The following is a 21,542-nucleotide window of genomic DNA, read 5'->3' as shown; positions in this document are numbered from 1 at the left end:
GGTTTCCGCCCCTCGCGGCGTGACCGTTCCGAAGGAGTCCGCCATGGCGTTCGATCTCGACGCTCTCAACCGTGACATCGGCCACGATCCGCTGGCCATTACCGAGTTCGCTCTGAGTCTGGATCAAAAGGCGATCTGCACGACCAACTTTCGTCCGTTCGAGGCGGTGATCCTGCACCTGGTCACCCGGGTTCGTCCGGACATCCCGGTCATCTGGATGGACAGCGGCTATAACACCCCGGAAACCTACCGTTTCGCCGAGGAGCTGACGCAGCGACTCGATCTGAACCTGACGATCTATCATCCCCGACGTTCGCGCGCCCATCGGGAAGCCGTCGAGGGTCCGACGCCGGAAATCAGTGACCCGCGCCACGCCGCGTTCACCGAAGAGGTCAAGCTCGAGCCCTTCCGCCGCGCGCTATCCGAAACGGCGCCGGACGTCTGGTTCACGGCACTTCGCGCCGAAGACACCCCGGAACGCTCGCGCATGCTACCGCTATCCCGCAACGCCGATGGCCTATTGAAGGTAGCCCCGGTTCTGCACTGGAGCGCCAAGCAGATGTATCAGTACCTTCAACAACACGATCTGCCCAACAATTTCGATTACTTCGATCCCACCAAGGTGGAAGACAAGCGAGAATGCGGCCTGCATCTGCAACACTGAGCCAGCGCCGCTATTAACCCGGTAGCCCTAACGCATGAGCCCCGCCAATGGCGGGGCTCATGCGTTTACGGATCATCGACGACTGCCACCAAGCACTCGTTCGTCAGCGCGCGCGGGGAATGCCAAGGCCCGTTACAGCACCGGCAGCTGGATCCCCTTGAACAGCTCGGCTTCGTGCCGCGGCCCGGCCGCCAGTGCCGCTTCGACGGTATCCCGGTCCAGATGCGGTGCCAGACGTTTGACGAAATCATACATATAGGTACGCATGAAGGTGCCACGGCGGATCCCGATCTTGGTGGTGGAACTCTCGAACAGATGAGAGGCGTCCACCGCCACGAGATCGCTGTCCGCCACCGGATCGACGGCCATGTGCGCAACAATGCCAATACCCAGCCCCAGCCGGACATAGGTCTTGATCACATCGGAGTCGGCCGCCGTCAGCACCACATTGGGCGTCAGATCGCGGGATTTGAAGGCATCGTCGAGTTGCGAGCGCCCCGTGAAACCGAAGACGTAAGTCACCAGCGGATGCTCGGCGACACGCTCGAGCGTCAGCTCGCCGCTCGCCAGCGGATGCCCCTTGGGCACCAGCACGCAGCGGTTCCAGCGGTAGCACGGCAGCAGCACCAGATCGTTGAACAGTTCGAGCGACTCCGTGCAGATGGCGAAATCCGCCGTGCCGTCGCTGACCATCTGCGCAATCTGCTTGGGGGTTCCCTGCTGCATGTGCAACGCGACATCCGGATACTTCTGACGGAATTCACCGATTACCCCCGGCAGCACGTAGCGCGCCTGGGTGTGGGTCGTGGCAATGGCCAGACTGCCGCGACGCTCGTCGCTGTGTTCCTGCGCCACGTGCTTGATGTCGTCGACCGTTCGCAGCACCTTGCCGGCCAACTCGACGATCGCCTCTCCAGCGGGTGTCACGCGGGTCAGGTGCTTGCCGCTGCGCGCGAATATCTCGACGCCCAGCTCGTCTTCCAGCAGCCGAATCTGCTTGGAGATCCCGGGCTGCGACGTGAACAGACTCTGTGCCGTCGCGGAAACATTGAGCTGATGCCGCGTCACTTCCCATACGTAGCGCAACTGTTGGAGCTTCATAGGCAACCTCGTGACTTCCGGACTCGACAAAAAAAGCATAAAAAACGGCGCGTAGATTACTTTACGCAATATGCGGCGGAGCGTGAAGGCAAAAATGCCAATCAACAGGTATGAGGAAACGCTCTTTAATAACCTGGGGCTATCGTTGCGATATGCCACGATATTTGCCAGCGCAAGGTGCAAGGGCTAACATCGCGTCCATAAGCTCGATAAGAGCGCAATATCCCCAGGAGTTAACGTCATGTCCAACAACGTCGATGTCACCACTGCCAACTTCGAGCAGGAAGTGCTGAATGCGGACAAGCCCGTGCTGCTGAAATTCTGGGCACCGTGGTGCGGCCCCTGCAAGATGATGGCGCCGGTGGTTGACGAAGTCGCCGACGAGAAAGCCGACGACATCAAGGTCGTCAGTGTCAACGTCGATGACGCGCCGGAAATCGCTTCCGAGCAAGGTGTCCGTGGTGTTCCTACCGTGATGCTGTTCAAGTCCGGCGCCAAGGTGGCCTCGTTGGTCGGTGCGCAATCCAAGTCCCAGTTGACGCAGTTCCTCGAACAGAACGGCTGATTCGCCATTGGTGGAATCGCCCGGCCGCACTCGATAGAGTGCGGCTTTTTTATATGCAACTTTCGCTATCTTGCTGTTTCTTTCCTGTTACTGCTCGACCTCTTCCTCAAGCTCGTCGAGGGCCTTTTGCGCCTTGCGTTGACGCCGCCGGCGACGCTCCGAAGGGCTCAGCATCTTGGCGATCCAGCGCGTCTCGGGATGACTGTCCAGCGCGATCTTGAGTGTCATGGTCAGCGGCACCGAAAGCAGCATTCCCACCGGCCCCAGAATCCAGCCCCAGACCACCAGTGACAGGAACGCCACCAGAGTCGACAGCCCCATCGTCCGGCCCATGATGCGCGGTTCGATGATGTTACCGAGCACGAAGTTGATGGTGAGATAGGCCCCTGCCAGGGTCATTGCCTTAGCCGCCCCGCCATCCGGCATCGCCAGCGTCAGCAATACGGGGGGAACCGCGGCCAGCACTGAGCCAATGTTGGGGATATAGTTGAGAATGAAAGCCAACGCGCCCCATAGCAATGCAAACTGTACCCCGACGAGCCAGGCCGAAATGGTGACCAGAACACCGGTAATGAGACTGATCGCCGTCTTGACCGCCATGTAGCGCTTGAGGTTGTAGCTGAACTCGGTGAACCGCTCCAGACTCGGACCGGGATTGGTCAGCGCTCGGGCCACTTTCTGACGAAAGTCCAGAGTCTCGAACAGCATGAAGTTGACCATCAACAGTATTACCAGGCTCTGGGATAGCACCAGGCCGAGCCCACTGATGAACCCGGAAATCCAGTTCTGATCGCCGGAATCGTCGACCATGTCGGACAACTCCTGCGGCGAGACGGAGAATCCTTGATTCGCCAGCCACTGCAACAGGGTGAGATAGTGACCTTCCAGCTGTTTCTGCATCTCCGGCCAGCTGTCCATGAACATCGTGAAGCTGTTGGCCAGCAGCGTGCCGAACAGGGCCAGCAAGCCACCCAGGATCAGCAGCGTGATCAATACCGCTGCCAGGGAGCCCATGCCACGCCGGTAGAGCCAGTGGACCGGCGAGGTGCAGATCACGGCGACGAACAGCGATAGCAGTATCGGAATGATGAGACTTTCGGCAGCACGTATCCCGGCAATGACGATGACCAACGACGCAAGGGTCAGAATCAAATTGACGGGGGTGGTCCGAAACGAGGGTTCCTGCCCGGGCGACATAGTGGTAATCCTAGTGACACATCCTGTGAAGCGAGACAGTAGCACGATCCCCGCGCGGGTTCGTTGCTGTCGTGCAAAGTGTCGAAAATATCGTCGCTGAGGGTTATCGAAGGACAAAACACGGATGCCCCCGAGCCGTGGCTCGGAGGCATCCGGTTGCGACGAATCGATCGGGTTTCGCGAGGTCAGGCCAGCGGCTCGTATATCCCCGCCTCCCCCTTCCGGCCCGGCGACACGTTTAGCCGTAACGACCGGTAATGTAATCCTCGGTCCGCGATTCGCTCGGCTGGGTAAATATCTTGGTCGTGTTGTCACACTCGATCAGGCTACCCAGATACATGAAGGCGGTGATATCCGAAATACGCGCCGCCTGCTGCATATTGTGGGTCACGATGACGATCGTGTAATCCTGCTTGAGCTCGTTGATCAGGTCTTCAATATAGCCGGTCGAGATCGGATCCAGCGCCGAAGTCGGCTCGTCGAGCAGGATCACCTCCGGTTTCACCGCAATGGTACGCGCGATACACAAGCGTTGCTGCTGACCGCCGGACAGCGCCTGCCCGCTCTGCTTGAGCTTGTCCTTGACCTCGTTCCAGAGTGCCGCCTTTTTTAGCGCCCACTCGACCCGCTCTTCCAGCTCCCGGGCCGACAGCTTTTCGTACAGGCGAATCCCGAAGGCGACGTTATCGAAGACCGACATCGGGAACGGCGTCGGCTTCTGAAAAACCATGCCGACGCGCGAACGCAGCAGATTGAGATCGACGCCCGACTGATAGATGTCGTAATCGTCGAGCAATATCTGTCCTTCGGTACGGATTCCCTCGTAGAGGTCGTGAATCCGATTGAAGCAGCGGATCAACGTCGACTTGCCGCAACCCGATGGCCCGATGAACGCCGTCACCTGACGCTCGGGAATTTCCATGGAGACGTTCTTGATCGCCTGGAATTTGCCATAGTAGAGATTCAGATCGTCGACGCGCAATTTGGTGGCGATCTGCGGCGCTGGCACCTCACCGGGACCGTCGGCGTCGCGTTTCTGCTTGAGTTGAAGTTCGGCTGTCATGGCAGTCTCGCAGCTGGAAATCAGGAACGCTGGCGCGAGAAATAGCGCGCCGCAATGTTCAGAATCAGAATGGCAGCGGTCAGGATCAACGCCCCGCCCCAAGCCAGCGCCACCAGGTCGGGAATGAAGGCGTTGATCGTCATGTTCTGGTAGATGGTCATCGGCAGGTTGGCCATCTCGCTACCCAGGTCGAAGAAGTTCCACTGGTTGGAGTTCAGCGAGGTGAACAACAGCGGTGCTGTCTCGCCACTGATCCGCGCGAAACCCAGCAGAATCCCGGTCAGGATGCCCGCACGCGCCCCGCTGTAACACACTCGTACGATGATCCAGTAGCGGTGGGCGCCGAGCGCCGCCGCGGCTTCACGCAACGAATTGGGAATCAGGCGCAGCATGTCCTCGGTGGAACGGATCACCACCGGCACGATGATCACCGTCAGTGCCAGTACGCCGGCCCAACCGGAGAAATTGCCCATCGGCACCACCACCATGGCATAGATGAAAAGGCCGATGATGATCGACGGCGCCGACAGCAGAATGTCGTTAATGAAGCGGATCACCTTGGCCATCATCCCCTTGCCACTGTACTCCGCCAGCCAGGTACCCGCCGCCACGCCGATGACCGTCCCGATCACCGTCGCCGCGCAGGTCATGATGAATGTCCCCCAGATCGCGTTGCCCAGGCCACCACCGGTCATCCGCGTACGCTCGACGAAGGTCGCAGGCGAGATCGCCCCCAACCCTTTGGTCACCAGGGTAAACAGAATCGCGAACAGAAAGGCGAACCCGATCAGGGTCGCCACCTGACACAGCACCATCACTAACTGACTGAGCCGTTTGCGGCGGCGATAAAGCGGCGTTTGACTGATATTCATGTTTCTCTCCTGCCGCTCAGGCATGTCGACCGGTGCTGTTGCGCAGCAGATAGCGCGCGAAAGCCAGTACCGCGAAGGTGATCAGGAACAGAATCAGACCCAATGCCAGCAGCGCCGAGCGCTGAGAGCCGTCAGATTCGGAAAACTGATTGGCGATCAGGGCCGCGATCGAGGTGCCCTGCCCGGTCAAGGTGGTGTTGAGGAACAGGTTATTACCGATGACGAACGTCACGGCCATGGTTTCGCCCAGCGCACGCCCGAGTCCCAGCACGACCCCACCGACCAGGCCAGTCTTCACTGACGGCAGGATAACGCTGCGGGTGACTTCCCAGGTAGTGCAGCCCAGACCATAGGCGGACTCACGCATGACCGCGGGCACGGTATTGATCACGTCCCGGCTCACGGCGGTAATGAACGGAATGATCATCACCGCCAGAATGATACCCGCCGTCGTCAGACCGGTGCCGGCAGGAAAGACCGTGGGGAACCAGGTGCGCAGCAGTGGCGCCAGCACCTCCATGCCCCACATGCCATAGATGATCGAAGGTATACCCGCCAGCAGCTCGATCAAGGTACTCAGCGGTTGGCGCAGAAATCCGGGGCATTGCTCGGTCAGAAAGATGGCAATGCCAAAAGAGATGGGTACCGCTATGACGATCGCGATGAACGACGTCAGCAGCGTACCGTAGATTGCCGGCAGCGCGCCGAAGACTTCGACGTTAGCCGCCCAGCGATTTTCCGTAAAGAAGTCCAGGCCATAACGTTGGATCGCCGGCCAGCTGGACACCATCAGTGACGCGATAATTGCCCCGAGCAACAGCAGCACTGCAAAAGCGAAGGCGAACAACATGCGCTCGAACCACACATCGATGCGGGCCTTGCGCTGAAGCCGCTTCTGGGTGGCATCGCTGAGATGCCCCAGGCCGCTGGCTTGAATCGCGTTGGAGGTGGACATCTTCATTCCTCATCGACTAGCCATCATGCCGCCAACCGGCGGCATTCGATACAGCGCCGCGACGGGGGCGGTTGCCCGCCCGCCGTCGCGGCATGTCATTCAGAGATTACTTGGTCCAGACAGCGTTGCCATCCGAATCCTTGATCTCGCTCCAGCTGTCACGAACCATGTCGGCAACATTCTCCGGCATCGGCACGTAGTCCAGCTTTTTGGCCATGTCGCCGCCATTGCTGTAGGCCCAGTCGAAGAACTCGAGCGCCTGACGAGCAGCGTCGGCGTTCTGGACTTCCTTGTGCATCAGGATGAACGAGGCACCGGTGATCGGCCAGCTCTTGTCGCCCGGCTGATTGGTCAGCACCAGATACATGCCCGGCGCCTTTTTCCAGTCGGCATTGGCGGCAGCGGCCATGAACGAGTCCATATCCGGCGCGACGACCTTGCCGGCCTGGTTCTTCAGGTGCACCAGGCTCAGATCATTCTGTTCCGCGTAGGCATATTCGACATAGCCAATTGCGCCGTTGGTGTTGGAAACCTGGCTAGCCACACCGGCGTTCGCCTTGGCGCCTACACCGGCAGGCCAGGCAACGGATTTACCTTCACCCACGGTGTTGGCGAAATCTTCGCTGACCTGCGCCAGATAATGGGTAAACAGGAAGTTGGTGCCAGAGCCGTCAGCACGGTAGACCGGCGTGATCTGGGTATCCGGCAGATCCATATCCGGGTTCAACTTGGCGATGGCCTCGTCGTCCCAGTTGGTGATCTTGCCCTGATAGATATCGGCCAGTGTCGGGCCATCCAGATTGAGCGAGTCGCCCTCGATGCCCTCGACATGGAACGCGGCGACCACGCCACCCATGACCATCGGCCACTGCATCAGGCCATTCTTGTCGAGCTCTTCCTTGGTCATCGGCGCGTCACTGGCGCCGAAGGTGACGGTCTTGGCAACGATCTGCTGGATGCCGCCGCCGGAACCGATCGCCTGGTAGTTGAGACCGATGCCGGACTCGTCCTGGTAGGCGTCTGCCCACTGCGAATAGACCGGATACGGGAAAGTTGCACCGGCACCGGTAATGGAGTCCTGGGCCTGGACACCGGCGGCGCCGAGAACCATGGAGCCGGAGATGAGCGCTGCGAAGACATGTTTAAGCATAGCGATATCCTGTTTCCACCTTGAATGCGTGAGCGATAACGACGTTGCGAAGGTTGCCAATACTCTCAGCGCACACCGTACTTCAGTGTCGTGACAGTTTTATGACACCCATGCAACTACGTTAGCGAAGGTCTCGAGATCGTGCTCGTCTCTAGCGAAAAAGCCATCGCGATCGCCTGAAGCTTCAGGCTCGCCAATGAGCATCAATATGGCTTGAGGCTTGAGTACTGCAACCTTCGCGCAGCCACGATGACAAGATTTGATGACAACAGGATGACAATCGTCAGGCCGGGTAACGATGATGTGGGTTCAGGTAACGGCTCAGGCAGTACTTTCGTCCTGCCCCACTCGCTGTTTGAGTGCCCGACCCGCCAGGACCCTGACCCCGACATTGGCCAGCAATGTGGCTCCCAGCATCGTCAGCACCGTTGGCCAGGCGCTGGCCAACTCGAATGCCCCCACCAACGCGCCGGAAACGGCGCCGCAGGTGAACTGGAGACATCCCTGCAGAGCGGTGGCGGTGGCGCTCATGTGAGGGAAATGATCGAGCATCGAGGACATGGCATTGGGGCTGATCAGCCCCTGCATGCCGACGAAGACCACCATCAGTGGCGCCACCGTATAGATGGAATCCAGCCCGGTTGCGACCATGGTGACCAGCAGTAGACCGGCGGTGAGCTGGACGCCGAGGCCCAACAGCAGGTTCTGCTGGGGCGTACGGATCTTCAGCAACCGGATGTTGAGCCGGCTGGAGGAGGCCATGATCAGAATATTGGCGCCGAAGACGAACGGATACAGCGTGGTCGAGAGACCGTAGTGCTCCATATAGAGATACGGCGAGCCGGTAATGAAGGCGAACATGCCGGCGAACGACATCGATACCGCACCGATATACCCCATCGCTTCGCGATGACGCAGTACGCTCCTGTAGTTACCCAGAATCTGGCGTACCGACGGCGCCTGCGGGTCGCGGCCATGAGTTTCGGGAAGATGCCGACCTAGCAGCCAAAGTACGAACGCGGCGTAGACCGCCAGAAACAGAAAGATCAGCCACCAATTCGCCAGATGCAGCAGCGCGCTGCCGATGGCTGGCGCGATCAGCGGCGCCATCATCAGAATCATCATCATGGTGGACATGACCTTGGCGGCCTCGCGCCCACTGAAGCGGTCACGCACGATCGCCGCAGAATTGACCACGCAAGCGCCGCCCCCCAGGGCCTGAACGAAGCGCCAGCTCCATAGCGAGGCCAAAGAGCCTACCTGCGTCAGCGCTAAGCTTGCGATCAGAAACACCACCAGGCCGGTCATCAGCACCGGCTTGCGTCCGTAACGATCGGACAGTGGCCCACAGACCAGCTGTCCGAACGCGAACCCGAGCAGAAACACGCTGAGCGATAGTTCCGTATGATGCACGCTGGCACCGATCGAAGCCGCCAGCGATGGCATCGCCGGCAGGTAGGCATCGATCGCCAATGGCGCCAGTGCCGTGTTGGCAGCAACCAGCAGAGCCAGACGGCGGGCGGTCAAGGTCGTCACACTGTCTCCTTCAGAACGAACCGGACATCATCGAGAACGCGCCGGCAAACCAACGAAAGCCATGCAACTAGCGCAAAAAACGCCTCACCGGGGCGGCAAGGCGTGGCGGGGATCAAGGGATCGCTGGCAACGTGGCAGTAATGACACCGCCCAGGCATGAACGCCTAGCGCCCTCAGCTGTGCGAAGAAGCCTTGGTCCGCTGTGATTCGAGCAGCTCGACGAACGGCTGAAATTCATGTCGATTGTGATCGCTCATGTGCATGAGGATCCGGTGGGCTTCGAGAATCCGCCGCTGTATGGCGCTCTCATCGGCCTCGACGTGCGGCAACACATCCAGCTCCGAGGGCTCGGTCAGCGGCGCCTCGAGCAGAGTGAAATAGCGGGCAAACCCCATCACATCCAGCATGCGGCGCACATCGGGATGTTCGGCAATGATCGTCGGCGGATCGTCTAGCCGCCCCTGCACCGCCATCGCCACCTTGGCCAGAAACCCCAACGCGGTCGAGTCGACGTTGGTCGCCTGGCGCAAATCCACCATCACTGCCCGCAAGCCGGGCAGCTCGGCCAGACGTTGCGCCTCCGCATCCAGCGTGGCGCACAGCGTCAGCCGCACGTCACCGCAAAGCTTGAGCACGAATACGCCCGACTCGAATGCCGCCTTGATCCGCCCTTCATTCATGGTCGAAACCGCTCAGTGTCATCATACTGAGATCATCCGGCAGTTGATCTCCCAGCGCCAACCCGTCCCTCAGGTCATCGACGCCGGTACAATGTGTCGTGCGGTGCTCGAGTTCCTTGAGCCGCGCGCTTAATGAATTCTCCGGCAGACATTCCAGTACGCCGTCGGAGCAGAACCAGAGCCGAAAGGACTCGGGCAGTGGACAGCCATAGATGGGGTATTCGACATCCGGAAACAAGCCCACTGGTGGGCCTTTTCCACCCAGATAGGTACTCCGTCCCTCGGCCTGAAGAATCGGCATCGGCAACTGTGCGCCGAGCGCATAGTGCAGAAAACGGCGCTCATGGTCCAGCACGCCGGCAAAGACCGTGGCGTGCTTGCCGATGCCGGTTTCCAGCAGCTCTCGATTGAGCTCGCCCAGCCACCGTGACGGGAAGGCTTCCGGCAGCAACGTGCGCCACTGGGCCAGCCAGCGATTGCACAGATATTTCAACAGCACGGTGACGAATGCCGACGACGCTCCGTGCCCGGCGACGTCGGCGAAATAGAAGAAGCTGTAACGCTCGTCGCAGCGTTGAAAATCCAGAAAATCCCCCGACAGATAGAGCGAGGGGGCAAACCAGTAATCGCAACGGACGCCAAGGTGGCGAATGCCGGACGGCGGCAGTAGCTTGCGCTGGACGTGCCCGCCCGCGCGCTGATCCTCGCGAAGCATCTCGAGATGTTTCTCAAGCCGGTCGTTCAGCGCCTCGAGCTCTTTCCGACTCTGGCTATGTTCTCGCGATAGACGATCCTGCTCCAGCGCCCGTTCCACCAGCCGTCGCAGAATATCCGCATGTTTCAACGGCTCGACCAGATAATCGATCAAACCGGCATCGATCGCCTTGTGCAGATCGCCGTCGCGCTGACTTTCGCTGATGACAATGGTGGGTTGCCCCATCGCCAGCTGCTGCCAACCGTCGTGAGACACCGCGCGCACATGCGCCACGACCAGATCGCAGTGTACCGGCAATGCCGCGATCGATGCCGCTGCGTTCAATACCACGTCGAGACGCGACAGCGCCTCGATCAGCCGCTCGCGATCCGGCCCGGGCAGGTCGATCAAACCGATCACGGGCAACTCATCCAGCGGCATATTGGACACGGGGCTACTCGGCGAAGTCGTCTTCACTGTATTCGAAATCGTCACCGAAACCGCCGCTGGCGAACGGATCTTTGCCCGCGGCTCCGTTGGTGACCTCGAACTGACGACGCTGCAGATAGGCATCGCGAATGAAGCTGTAGCGATCTCCCTGGATCAGCTTCTCCTGCTCGAGCAGGCCGGCTCGCAGATCCACGAAGCGCAGGAACGTGAGACCGTAGCGCCACTTGTCGTCCTCGACATAAGTGACCGGGTACGTGTAGGCGTCGACCGGCAAGCCGCTGGTATCGCGAACCGTGCTGGGCCCCAGCAGCGGCAGTACCAGATAGGGGCCTGAATCGAAGCCCCAGACACCCAGAGTCTGACCGAAATCTTCCGTGTTCTCATTCAGGCCCATTCGCGTTGCCGGGTCGAGCACGCCGCCCACGCCCAGCACGGTATTGACCAGGAAACGGCCGGATGCGACGCCAGCATTGCCCCACTGCCACTGCAGGACGCTGTTGAACACCGTGCGAATCTCGCCCAGGTTGGAGAAGAAATTACCCACGCCGTCCTGCACCGGATCCGGCGTGACGGTGTCGTAGCCCTGCGCGACCGGCTTCAGCGCATAGCGATCAAGGGTATCGTTGAACTGATAGACGCCCCGGTTGAAGCCTTCCCATGGATCTTGAGGATTGGAATCTTCCCCGGTCGAGGCGCAGCCGCTCAGCGCCGCTGCCATGCAGACGCCGCCCAGCCAATGGATCGATTTCATTAACACGCATTCCCTTTACGCAGTATCACACTGCCCGCACTGTAGCCCGCACCGAAGGAACACACCACCCCTACATCGCCCTCCTGCAGATCGTCGCGATGGAGGTGGAACGCGATGATCGATCCAGCGGAACTGGTATTGGCATAGCGGTCCAGAATTATCGGCGCCTCAGCCAGTGAAGGCTCGCGCCCCAGCACGCGCTGGGCGATCATATCATTCATGTGACGATTGGCCTGATGCAGCCACAATTTCTTGACGGAATCTCCCGTCAGTGACTGACTTTCCAGATGTTCGAGAATCAACGCCGCCACCAGCGGGCAGACCTCCTTGAACACCTTGCGCCCTTCCTGGACGAAAAGCTTGTCCAGCGCCCCCTCATCTTGATCCGCCAGACGATTCAGAAAGCCGAAATTATTGCGAATGGCATTGGAGAACCGAGTGGTCAGACGCGTGCCGAGCACCGTGAAATGTTCCCGATCCTGAGCGAGATGATCGGCTTCCAGCACGATGGCGGTGCAAGCGTCACCGAAGATGAAATGGCTATCCCGATCACGAAAGTTGAGATGCGCGGAACAGATCTCGGGATTGACCACCAGCACCCGCTCCAGGCTGCCGGCACGAATGGCATTGGTCGCCATGTCGATGGCAAACGTCGCGCTGGAACAGGCCACGTTCATGTCGAAGGCGTAGCCGCCGGCACCGAGCGCCGCCTGCAGCTCGACGGCCACGGCCGGGTATGGCCGCTGCAGATTGGAACAGGCGACGATGATCAGGTCGAGCTGGTCGGCACGGACCCCGGCCTCGTCCAGCGCCTGACGGGCCGCTTCCATGCCCATTTCGGCCTGCACCGACAGCGTATCGTTGGCCCGCTCGGGAATCCGCGGGCGCATCCGTTCGGGGTCCAGAATGCCGCTGGCTTCCATCACGTAGCGACTTTCGATACCCGACGCCTTGACGATGAAGGCTTCACTGGAGTGCGCCAACGATTCGCGCTCGCCGCGTGCGATGGCTTCCGCCTGACGGGTATTTTCCGCATCGACCCAGGCATTGAAGCTGGCGACCAGCTCGGCGTTGCCAATCGAATCCGGCGGCGTGAACAGGCCAGTCGCGGTAATCACGGCTTGCGTCATTGACTCTCATCTCCCGCGGCCTCTGCCGCTATTACGGTTTACGTGTTCCCACTTGCGGTGGATGCACTGAAGCGAATCCGGCCGCTCACACGGTCTGCCCGGTGATCTCCTGCCAGCGGCGTGCCAGACGTTTTTCCGATACGGTTTCGAGCGTGCCCAACTGCTGCGCGAATAGCGAGACGCGCCACTCCTGCAGCCACCAGCCGAATTCGACCAGCTCGGCATCGACGATACCGTCGCGGTGCGTACTCTGGCGGCGGGCGTCGACCCGGGCTTCCCAGGCCTGGACCTGCTGCATCGACAACTGATCGCGACGCAGATCGCGGGGCGCCTTCTCGAGCCGGAGCTCTGCCGCCTCCAGATAGCGCGGATAGTGCGACAACCACGCACCGGCATCACGTACGAAACCGGGGTAGACGAGACGCTGCATCTGCGCCTTGAGGTCACTGTAGGTGAGGGCGAGCGATAGCGTGACATTGCCTTTCAATGCCTTGGTCACCGCCAGATGCGCCTTGAGCGCCTTGTCGATATCGTCCAACAGCGCTTCGGCGTAGGCCACCAGCTCACCGCGCCAGGCCTCGAGGCGAATCTCGAAAGCCTCGCGGGAGCGCGGCAACGGATCGGCGGCCACCGTCTGCGCCAGACACGCATCGATCAGGTCACGGGCAAGCTGTTCCCGAGTCCCAACCTTGGCGAACAGCAGCGCGCACTGCTTGAGCGCGGGCAACTCACGCTGGATGTAGCGCAGGGTATCGGGGAGCCGACGCCGCGCCAGCTGAACGATACCGTCGCGATGGGCGGCCTCGGCGCGTTGCGCATGATCGAACCAGGCGATCTGCAGCCCATCCCCTTCTGCGACCATGGCAGGATAGACCTCGACCTGAATGCCGGCCTGGCTGGTGGTGCGTGATGCCGGCAGCGCCTTCTCGGGAAAATCTTCGAGGCGTTCAGCGGTCTCTTTCGGGGTTTCCGCCATCGCCCTGGCCCCTTCCGCAGCAGCCTCGCCGAAACGCGTCTGCAGCGCGCGCAGGTCGCGCCCCTCGCCCAGCACCTTGCCATTGTGATCGACCACGCGCAGGTTCATCACCAGATGCGGATCGAGCTGATCGCGGCGCCAGGACGATGCTTCCAGGCGTGTGCCGGTCTTGATTCGCAGAAACTCCCCCAGCGCCTCCTCGACCGGACGCTGATCCGGTACCAGGGTCGCCAGCGCGGCATCGACCCAGTCCGGAATCGGCACCACCTGCCGGCGCATGGCCTTGGGCAGTGCCTTGAGCAGTGCAATGCACTTTTCCCGCAACAGCCCTGGCACCAGCCAGGACAAACGGCCTTCCGGTAATTGGGCGAGCATCACCGCCGGTACGGTCAGCGTGACGCCGTCATCGCTGGCCCCGGGCGCGAAGTGGTAACTCAACGGGTAACGGACGCCATTGAACGTCAGCTCATTGGGATACTGCTCGACGCTGACGTCGTCGGCCTCTCGCGCCATCAGCGCGGCCTTGTCCAGCTTCAGAATGTCCGGCGACTCGCGCTCGGCGAGCTTGCGCCAGTTCTCGAAGCTGCGTCCGCCAGCGATCCCCGCCGGCACCCGCTCGTCGTAAAACGCGAAGAGCGTTTCCTCGTCGATCAGGATGTCGCGCTTGCGGGCCCGGTCCTCGAGATTCTCGACCTCGGCGACCATCGCCCGGTTGTGCTCGAAAAACGCGGCCCTGGTCTGATAGTCCCCTTCCACCAGCGCGCGGCGCAGGAATATCTCGCGCGCTTCCTGTGGATTCACCTTGGCATAGTCGACCCGGCGACCGGTGACGATCGGCAGTCCGAACAGCGTGACCTGCTCCAGCGCCACGACCTGGGCGCGCTTGCGCTCCCAATGCGGTTCGCTGTAGGTACGCTTGATCAGATGCGCCGCCTGCGGCTCGATCCACTCCGGCTTGATTCTCGCCGCATCGCGAGCGTAAAGGCGGCTGGTTTCCACCATCTCCCCGGCCATGACCCATTTGGGCGGCTTGCGTGACAGCCCGGATGCCGGATGAATCAGAAAGCGTCGATTCCGCGCGCCCAGAAACTCGCGACTCTCCGGCTGCAACTGCCCCAGGTTGGAGAGCAGACCGGCGAGCAGCGCCTGGTGCAGGCGCTGGGTATCGACCTTGGGCAGGCCCTCGGGCTCGCCGTTCGCGGTGGCGCCAGCAGTCTCCGCGACGCCGTTCGCCGTCGTCGTATCGCCCTCGGGCGGGGACGCCGGTGCGTCCTCGCGAGGCTGCATGGCGGATGACAGCTCGAGTTTCATCTCGCGGGTCAGTTGACGCAGCTGGCGGTAGGTATCGTGCCACTCGCGCAGACGCAGATAGTTGAGATACTGGTCGCGACACCAGCGTCGCAGCTGGCTGCCGGAGAGCGTCTCGCGCATGGCATCGAAGCCGTGCCACAGATTGAGCCAGGCTACGAAATCGGAGTTGGGATCCTCCCACTGCTTGTGGCGCTGATCGGCGGCCTGGCGCTTGTCCGCCGGCCGCTCGCGAGGATCCTGGGCTGCCAGCGCGCTGACCACGATCAGTACCTCACGCAGACAGCCGAACTGTTCTCCCGCCAGCACCATCCGCGCCAGACGCGGGTCGATCGGCAGCCGCGCCAGCTGTCGCCCCAGGTCGGTGATACGTTCACCACCATCGACCGCGCCCAGCTCGAACAGCAGCCGATAGCCATCCTTGACGAAACGCGCATCCGGCGCATCGACGAACGGAAAATCGAATACATCGCCGAGCCTGAGCGACAGCATCGACAGGATCACCGAGGCCAGGTTGGTGCGCTGAATCTCGGGTTCGGTGAACTCGGGGCGCGAGAGAAAGTCCTCTTCGCTGTAGAGTCGCAGGCAGACGCCCTCGGCCACGCGCCCGCAGCGCCCCTTGCGCTGATTGGCACTGGCCTGGCTGACCGGCTCGATCGGCAGCCGCTGGACCTTGGCGCGCGCACTGTAACGGCTCATGCGGACCAGGCCCGGGTCGATGACGTAGCGTATCCCCGGTACTGTCAGCGACGTCTCGGCGACGTTGGTGGACAGCACGATGCGCCGCCCCGCGTGGGACTGGAACACCCGATTCTGCTCGGCGTTGGAGAGCCGCGCGTACAGCGGCAGAATTTCGGTGCTCTTGAGCTCGGCTCGGCGCAAAAGGTCCGCGGTCTCGCGGATGTCCCGCTCGCCGGGCAGGAAGATCAGAATGTCCCGCGGCCCGCCGTACCAGCGTTTCTCGCGCTCGATGCGTTCGATCTCGTCGACCGCCGCCAGAATCCCTTCCTGTAGCGTCAGATCCTCTTCTTCCCGCGATTCGCGCACCAGCGGGCGGTAGTGCACCTCCACCGGAAAGGCGCGGCCGGATACTTCCACCACCGGTGCCGGCCGGGTCTCGCCGCCGCGCTCGATGGCGAAATGACGCGACAGCCGGTCGACGTCGATGGTCGCCGAGGTGATGATCACCTTGAGATCGGGCCGCCGCGCCGTCAGGCGTTTGAGATAGCCGAGCAGGAAATCGATGTTGAGGCTGCGCTCGTGGGCCTCATCGATGATGATCGCCTCGTAGCGCATGAGATCCGGGTCGTGCTGCGTCTCGGCCAGCAGAATGCCGTCGGTCATCAGCTTGACCAGCGTGTCGTCGCTACTCTGGTCGGTGAAGCGCACCTGATAGCCGACCTGTTCGCCGAGCGGCACCCGAAGCTCCTCGGCCAGGCGCGAGGCCACCGAGCGCGCCGCCAGCCGGCGTGGCTGCGTGTGGCCGATCATCCCGCGCCGACCCAGCCCCAGCTCCAGGCAAAGCTTGGGTAGCTGGGTGGTCTTGCCGGAGCCGGTCTCGCCTGCCACGACCACGACCTGATGTTCGCGCAGCGCTTCGAGAATGGTCTCGCGCCTAGCGGCGACCGGCAGCGATTCAGGATATTCGAGCGTCACCGGTTGGCGCCGACGCCGCTCGACGGCCTCACTGGAAGCTGTCAGGCGTGCTTCGATCTCCTTCAGCGATCGATCGATCGGCTTGCCGTCACGGGCACGCCGAGCCAGGCGCTCGAGCCGCTGGCGCTGTTCATGGGCGTCGCGAAGCAGGCAGGCGTCCAGGCGAGTTTGCAGATCATTCAGGGCTTGCAGAGACGGGGAAGCGATAGCGCTCAAGAGATCCTCTACGTCGGCGAAACAACGGCGAAAACGGGTTCGTCACCAAAGGCGGTGACGAACCCGTCATTGTAGCGCCGTCAGCGGATCAACTCACGTCCGAAGAGGAATGACCCGTTTTCGCCGGCTTTTCATCGGGTGTTTCACCGGGCTTTTTATCGACCTTTGCACCGCTGTTTTCACCGGCCCTGTCATCAAGCTTGCCGGATCGCGGAGAGGCGCCGTTCGATGACGCGTCACGCAGCTCCCGCCGCAGCACCTTGCCGACGTTGCTCTTGGGCAGTTCATCGCGCAGTTCCACGAACTTGGGCACCTTGTAGCCGGTCATCTCCTTCTTGCACCACTGACGAAGCGCTTGAGGATCGAGGCTGTCATTGCGGGCGACCACGAACAGCTTGACCGCCTCGCCGGTCTCCTCGTCGGGCACCCCGACCGCGGCGACTTCGACGACATCGGGATGGCTCGCGACGACCTCCTCGATCTCGTTGGGGTAGACGTTGAAGCCGGAGACCAGAATCATGTCTTTCTTGCGATCGACGATCTTGACGTAGCCATCGTCGAGAATCTGGGCCATATCCCCGGTGCGCAGCCAGCCATCGGCGTCCAACGTCTTGGCGGTATCCTCCGGGCGGTTCCAGTAGCCCTTCATGACCTGCGGGCCCTTGACGCAAAGCTCGCCCTTCTCGCCACGCGGCAATGCGCGACCCTCGTCATCAATGACCTGAATCGCGGTGCCGGGCACCGGTTTGCCGATGGTGCCGATCTGCGGGGCTTCCGGCGGGTTGACCAACGCGATCGGCGAGGTTTCGGTCAAGCCGTAGCCTTCGACGATGCCCAGGCCGGTAGCCTGCTCCCAGCGCTGCGCCACGGTGGGCGTCAGGGCCATGCCTCCGGAAATCGTCAGCTTGAGGCGGGAAAAGTCGAGCGCCTTGAAGTCATCACGCTGACACAGCGCATTGAACAGGGTGTTGAGTCCGACGAACACGGTGAACGGCGTCTTGGACAGCGTCTTGACGAAGCCCTCGATATCGCGCGGATTGGGAATCAGAATGTTGTGATGCCCGGAAACCATCGCGAACAGGCAGTTCACCGTGAAGGTGTAGATGTGATAGCACGGCAGCGGCGCAATGATCGTTTCCTCTCCTTCGACCAGCGTCTTGCCCACTACCTGCTGGGTCTGCAGCATGTTGGCGATCAGATTGCGATGGGTCAGCATCGCGCCCTTGGCGACGCCGGTGGTCCCGCCAGTGTACTGCAGCGCCGCCACATCATCGCCGCGGCTGGCCACGACCTTGGCCGAATGTCGGCTGCCGGCGGAGAGCGCATCTCGAAAGCTCACCGCGGCGGGCAGCGAATAGGCCGGCACCAGTTTCTTGACATGGCGTACCACACCGTTGACCACCAATCGCTTGGGCCACGGATGTAGATCCGCCATTTCGGTCACGTAGACATGGCGAATGTCGGTCTGATCGAGCACCTTTTCCAGCTTGTGCGCCATGTTGGCCAGCACCAGCACGGCCTTGACGCCCGCGTCACGAAACTGGTGGCGCATCTCGCGCTCGGTGTAGAGCGGGTTGGTGTTGACTACCACGAGACCCGCGCGCAGGGCGCCGAATACCGCGACGGGGAACTGCAGGACGTTGGGCAGCTGTATCGCGATTCGATCGCCGGGCTCCAGGTCGGTCTCCCGTTGCAGCCAGGCGGCAAAGTGGCCCGAGAGCCGATCGATGTCACGATAGTGCAAGGTATGACCCAGACAGCTGAAGGCAGGCTTGTCCGCAAAGCGGCGGCACGCTTCGGCGATGATATCGTTGATCGACTCGAACGCCTCCATGCCCTCCAGCGGCGCTCCCGTTTCGATGCACGGGCTGACGCTATCGCTCATAGGATCTCCTTGATTCGTGACGGTTATCGTCCTTATAACAGGATCACGACGGCAAGGCGCTGCCACCAAGGTGGTAGGCGAGCGGCAGCGCTGCCTAGCGGAGCCCGATTCACATCGATCTTGCCATCAGGTCCGAGCTTCGATCGAGCTGGCGATGGGTGCTCGAGCCCGACGCTCAGATCGATGGCTCCGAGCGTCGAGCCAGCCGGCGGCGCTTGACCGCGCCCCGCCAGCGTAGCAGCACCCACAGCAGCAGGATGATCGCGATGACGATCCACGTTACCGGACGCTGCGCGTAGGTCTCCAGGTAAGGTTTGGCGATCCGCCACCCCTGCCGAGTCTTGTCGACCGCGATGTCGGCCATCTGCGAGGCGGTCAGGCCATCGAGAAAGGCGTCACTCTCCTCGTCGCCGCTGCCCACGCTATCGTCCTGCTGGCGAGATTCGCTGACGATACCGCGATCGAGATCCGCACCGCTCAGACCGACGGCGGCGTCGGGATTGAGCCGCACCACCGGCAGATCGAAGTGCAGCGTGCGACCCTCGACCTGCGCCTCCGCGACGATCTTGACAGGCAGTGACTCGTTGGGATCTGTCTGAGGCACGTCGATCGTCCACTCACGATCCCCGGTCTGGCGCACGTCGAGCGACCGGCCGGTGAGACTCGCGCTGAGCTGGGTGTTGTCGACGTTGAGATCCGGATGATTGGCGCGAACCACGATTTGGGTGCCATCCGGGCTCAGCACGGCACTCAAGGCCGCCACCACGTTGACCGTTTGCACCTGCTGGCGAATCATCTGGTCGCTGCGGGCGGTAATGGTCAGGCGCGCGTTGCCGAGCTGCTCGACGCCCGGCAGCTCTCCACGGAAATGATCATCGGACGCCGACAGCGGCGTCTCGGCGAGCGAGGCGCCATCGAGATCACGTAGCTCGGCGTTAACGCTCAGCCCCTCGGGACGCGCGTCGGCGTCGAGCGTCTTGCCGTCGGCTTCCAGCCATACCTCCAGCGGCGTCGAGAAACCGCGATACAGCGTTGCCGGGAGCTGGTCGCCACGCAGCACGGTGTCGGCCTGAATGCCGATACGGCTATCGGCACCGATATCGCCCTCGATCTGCCATTGGCCCGGCGTCGGGTCGGGTACGGTGATCAGGTCGTAGCGGTCGCTACTCTGCCACTCCACGGAACCCGGGTGATCATCGCGCGAGTAACGTCGACCGTCGGGACCGACCAACACCGGCGAATCCACGCCCGGCGCGTGAAACAGCAAGGCGTTGAACTCATCGATATCGTCATCGACGCTGAAGCGCTGCTGCTCGTCGAGGGGTATCTGATCACCGGGCAGAATCCGATCGAGCACATCGAGGAACGCCCGCAACAGCTCCTCGGGCGTATTGGCGACGGCTGCCAGCCCGCCGGTGGTCTGGGCGACCTGCTCGAGCAGCGGCAAGTCGACATTGTCGGAGAGCGCGATGGGATGAACGACGACGCCGCGCGACGCCAGTTCCGGCGACAGCTCGCGGATGATTCGCTGGCGCGACGCGTTGTCGTGGCCGGCCTTGTCGCTACCGGAAGCCGGCAGATCGACCATGCCATCGGTCAACAGGATCAGATGGCGATTGGCGCTATCCGGGCCGGCATCCGCTACCTGACGCAGCGCGCGTTCGATATCGGTGAACTGCTGATAGTCGGTCAGTTGCGGCGCCATGTCGCTGGCACGCTGACGCCAGGTATCGGCCACATCGCCGCTGGGCAGCGGATTGGAGACCGTCGTGCCGAACGTCCAGATCGACCCCCGGGCGCTCGGCGGCAGCAGCGTCGCGGCAAGCCCCAGGGCTTCGGCACGAAGATTGTGGGGGTCGTTGTGCTTCATGCTGCCGGATACGTCGACGACCATTCGCACGTCCGGCGCGGACTGCGCCGACGCCCAGGTGGGAAGAAGCCCTGCCATCAGAGTCACGATCAACAGCAACGCCCGCATTTCTCGCATCCTTGTCGAAACCCGTATCAGAACGCGACGAGAATCGCCCCGTCCGCTCATTCATCGTCTTGCGATCAGTTGACGACCGGCTCGCGCCGACCGGCCGACCTGCCTCGTCCCGCATCGCGCCGGCCGGGCGCGCGCTTCGCGTCTGTCCTGGCCCGCGCGTCGGCATGCCGGCGCTGTACCGGTTTGCGCCGACCGCCCGGGCCGGCGTCGCTATCGTCGTCATCGCGGCGGCGTAGCAGGCGCCACGCCAACAGCCCCAGCGCGCCGCCGATAACCGCGCCCGCCAGCAACAGAGGAGAGGCGCCGGCAACCTGCCCGCCGTCGTGCTGAACCACCCCTACCGCCATTACCACGATAGCCGGCGCCAGACCGGAGTAGGTTTGGCCCGGCTCGAGTAGCGGCAGCGAGAACGGTGCCACCATCCACAAGCTACCGGCGACGACGCCTACCAGCACCAGTCGCGGCAGCAGCGGCAACAGCCGTACGCCCAGATAACCGGTGACCAGAACGATCAGAGACAGTACGCCGTAACTCAGCCAGAGTTGCGGCAGGGAATCGGAAAACAGCATGGTAGTGACTCTCGATTCATACGATTTGTGCCATGGTACACTTCAGGCCGAAAAAGCACAGCTCAAGCCAGGAAGCACGGTCGCACAGGCGCCCCGCCCGGTCCTCGCGTCGACGCGCCGCCTCCCTGACCGGTGGT

Annotated in this window: 16 protein-coding genes and 1 pseudogene; 2 read left to right on the top strand and 15 right to left on the bottom strand. The window is 62.0% G+C overall.

Annotation, left to right across the window (positions count from 1 at the left end):
- Window positions 1–43 precede the first annotated feature (43 nt).
- Complete coding sequence (locus BTW08_RS06630; RefSeq protein WP_075561734.1) at window positions 44–664, top strand: phosphoadenosine phosphosulfate reductase family protein; 621 nt, start codon at window positions 44–46, stop codon at window positions 662–664.
- A 132-nt stretch (window positions 665–796) separates the two neighbouring features.
- Here BTW08_RS06630 and cysB read toward each other — a convergent pair whose 3' ends face one another.
- Window positions 797–1,765, bottom strand: coding sequence for an HTH-type transcriptional regulator CysB (gene cysB / locus BTW08_RS06625; protein ID WP_075561733.1), 969 nt, complete (start codon window positions 1,763–1,765; stop codon window positions 797–799).
- 217 nt (window positions 1,766–1,982) lie between these two features.
- On the opposite strand from cysB, the pseudogene trxA reads away from it, so the two are divergent.
- Window positions 1,983–2,330 (top strand): annotated as a pseudogene (trxA, locus tag BTW08_RS06620) (thioredoxin); the annotation flags it as partial.
- Window positions 2,331–2,417: 87 nt separating this feature from the next.
- Here the strand turns inward: trxA and BTW08_RS06615 are convergent.
- The 14 genes from BTW08_RS06615 to BTW08_RS06550 all read right to left on the bottom strand — a co-directional run bounded on the left by BTW08_RS06615 (window position 2,418) and on the right by BTW08_RS06550 (window position 21,405).
- Window positions 2,418–3,527 (bottom strand): AI-2E family transporter, encoded by a 1,110-nt coding sequence (locus BTW08_RS06615; RefSeq protein WP_075561731.1) that lies wholly within the window; start codon window positions 3,525–3,527, stop codon window positions 2,418–2,420.
- Between the two features lie 238 nt (window positions 3,528–3,765).
- Entirely contained in the window at window positions 3,766–4,590 is an 825-nt protein-coding gene (gene pstB, locus BTW08_RS06610) for a phosphate ABC transporter ATP-binding protein PstB (protein WP_083627728.1), read from the bottom strand.
- 20 nt (window positions 4,591–4,610) lie between these two features.
- Window positions 4,611–5,462, bottom strand: coding sequence for a phosphate ABC transporter permease PstA (pstA, locus tag BTW08_RS06605; protein WP_110693717.1), 852 nt, complete (start codon window positions 5,460–5,462; stop codon window positions 4,611–4,613).
- A 16-nt stretch (window positions 5,463–5,478) separates the two neighbouring features.
- A complete protein-coding gene (gene pstC, locus BTW08_RS06600) occupies window positions 5,479–6,417 on the bottom strand; it encodes a phosphate ABC transporter permease subunit PstC (protein ID WP_083627727.1) in 939 nt (312 codons plus the stop codon).
- Window positions 6,418–6,523: 106 nt separating this feature from the next.
- Window positions 6,524–7,567: a phosphate ABC transporter substrate-binding protein PstS gene (pstS, locus tag BTW08_RS06595; RefSeq protein WP_075561730.1), complete on the bottom strand. Its 1,044-nt coding sequence runs from the start codon at window positions 7,565–7,567 to the stop codon at window positions 6,524–6,526.
- A 321-nt stretch (window positions 7,568–7,888) separates the two neighbouring features.
- On the bottom strand, window positions 7,889–9,103 hold the full coding sequence (locus tag BTW08_RS06590) for a Bcr/CflA family multidrug efflux MFS transporter (RefSeq protein WP_075561729.1): 1,215 nt from the start codon (window positions 9,101–9,103) through the stop codon (window positions 7,889–7,891).
- Between the two features lie 173 nt (window positions 9,104–9,276).
- Window positions 9,277–9,783 carry an STAS domain-containing protein gene (locus BTW08_RS06585; protein ID WP_075561728.1) on the bottom strand — a complete coding sequence of 169 codons (507 nt, stop codon included), beginning with the start codon at window positions 9,781–9,783 and terminating at the stop codon, window positions 9,277–9,279.
- Entirely contained in the window at window positions 9,776–10,918 is a 1,143-nt protein-coding gene (locus BTW08_RS06580; RefSeq protein WP_075561727.1) for a PP2C family protein-serine/threonine phosphatase, read from the bottom strand. The genes BTW08_RS06585 and BTW08_RS06580 overlap by 8 nt, the downstream gene beginning before the upstream one ends.
- Before the next feature lie 13 nt (window positions 10,919–10,931).
- Window positions 10,932–11,678, bottom strand: coding sequence for a VacJ family lipoprotein (locus BTW08_RS06575; RefSeq protein ID WP_075561726.1), 747 nt, complete (start codon window positions 11,676–11,678; stop codon window positions 10,932–10,934).
- Window positions 11,678–12,808 carry a beta-ketoacyl-ACP synthase III gene (locus BTW08_RS06570; RefSeq protein ID WP_075561725.1) on the bottom strand — a complete coding sequence of 377 codons (1,131 nt, stop codon included), beginning with the start codon at window positions 12,806–12,808 and terminating at the stop codon, window positions 11,678–11,680. The genes BTW08_RS06575 and BTW08_RS06570 overlap by 1 nt, the downstream gene beginning before the upstream one ends.
- 85 nt (window positions 12,809–12,893) lie before the next feature.
- Window positions 12,894–16,955 (bottom strand): ATP-dependent RNA helicase HrpA, encoded by a 4,062-nt coding sequence (hrpA, locus tag BTW08_RS06565; protein WP_246837666.1) that lies wholly within the window; start codon window positions 16,953–16,955, stop codon window positions 12,894–12,896.
- 97 nt (window positions 16,956–17,052) lie between these two features.
- On the bottom strand, window positions 17,053–18,849 hold the full coding sequence (locus BTW08_RS06560) for an AMP-binding protein (RefSeq protein WP_083627726.1): 1,797 nt from the start codon (window positions 18,847–18,849) through the stop codon (window positions 17,053–17,055).
- Between the two features lie 175 nt (window positions 18,850–19,024).
- The gene (locus BTW08_RS06555; RefSeq protein WP_168170639.1) at window positions 19,025–20,827 is read right to left on the bottom strand and encodes a vWA domain-containing protein; all 1,803 of its coding nucleotides are present in this window, start codon (window positions 20,825–20,827) and stop codon (window positions 19,025–19,027) included.
- A 74-nt stretch (window positions 20,828–20,901) separates the two neighbouring features.
- Window positions 20,902–21,405: a hypothetical protein gene (locus BTW08_RS06550; protein ID WP_075561723.1), complete on the bottom strand. Its 504-nt coding sequence runs from the start codon at window positions 21,403–21,405 to the stop codon at window positions 20,902–20,904.
- Between the last annotated feature and the right edge of the window lie 137 nt (window positions 21,406–21,542).

The sequence above is a fragment of the Salinicola sp. MH3R3-1 genome, from assembly GCF_001937155.1.
Classification (GTDB): Bacteria; Pseudomonadota; Gammaproteobacteria; order Pseudomonadales; family Halomonadaceae; genus Salinicola; species Salinicola halophyticus.
Note: the sequence above shows the minus strand (reverse complement) of the source record. Positions and strands in the feature narration are given on the sequence as shown.

Excerpts from the sequence above, each read along its gene's own strand:
- BTW08_RS06630 (WP_075561734.1), top strand. The coding sequence starts at position 44 with ATGGCGTTCGATCTCGACGCTCTCAACCGTGACATCGGCCACGATCCG.
- cysB (WP_075561733.1), bottom strand. The coding sequence starts at position 1,765 with ATGAAGCTCCAACAGTTGCGCTACGTATGGGAAGTGACGCGGCATCAG.
- BTW08_RS06615 (WP_075561731.1), bottom strand. The coding sequence starts at position 3,527 with ATGTCGCCCGGGCAGGAACCCTCGTTTCGGACCACCCCCGTCAATTTG.
- pstB (WP_083627728.1), bottom strand. The coding sequence starts at position 4,590 with ATGACAGCCGAACTTCAACTCAAGCAGAAACGCGACGCCGACGGTCCC.
- pstA (WP_110693717.1), bottom strand. The coding sequence starts at position 5,462 with ATGAATATCAGTCAAACGCCGCTTTATCGCCGCCGCAAACGGCTCAGT.
- pstC (WP_083627727.1), bottom strand. The coding sequence starts at position 6,417 with ATGTCCACCTCCAACGCGATTCAAGCCAGCGGCCTGGGGCATCTCAGC.
- pstS (WP_075561730.1), bottom strand. The coding sequence starts at position 7,567 with ATGCTTAAACATGTCTTCGCAGCGCTCATCTCCGGCTCCATGGTTCTC.
- BTW08_RS06585 (WP_075561728.1), bottom strand. The coding sequence starts at position 9,783 with ATGAATGAAGGGCGGATCAAGGCGGCATTCGAGTCGGGCGTATTCGTG.
- BTW08_RS06580 (WP_075561727.1), bottom strand. The coding sequence starts at position 10,918 with ATGCCGCTGGATGAGTTGCCCGTGATCGGTTTGATCGACCTGCCCGGG.
- BTW08_RS06575 (WP_075561726.1), bottom strand. The coding sequence starts at position 11,678 with ATGAAATCGATCCATTGGCTGGGCGGCGTCTGCATGGCAGCGGCGCTG.
- BTW08_RS06570 (WP_075561725.1), bottom strand. The coding sequence starts at position 12,808 with ATGACGCAAGCCGTGATTACCGCGACTGGCCTGTTCACGCCGCCGGAT.
- BTW08_RS06560 (WP_083627726.1), bottom strand. The coding sequence starts at position 18,849 with ATGAGCGATAGCGTCAGCCCGTGCATCGAAACGGGAGCGCCGCTGGAG.
- BTW08_RS06555 (WP_168170639.1), bottom strand. The coding sequence starts at position 20,827 with ATGCGGGCGTTGCTGTTGATCGTGACTCTGATGGCAGGGCTTCTTCCC.
- BTW08_RS06550 (WP_075561723.1), bottom strand. The coding sequence starts at position 21,405 with ATGCTGTTTTCCGATTCCCTGCCGCAACTCTGGCTGAGTTACGGCGTA.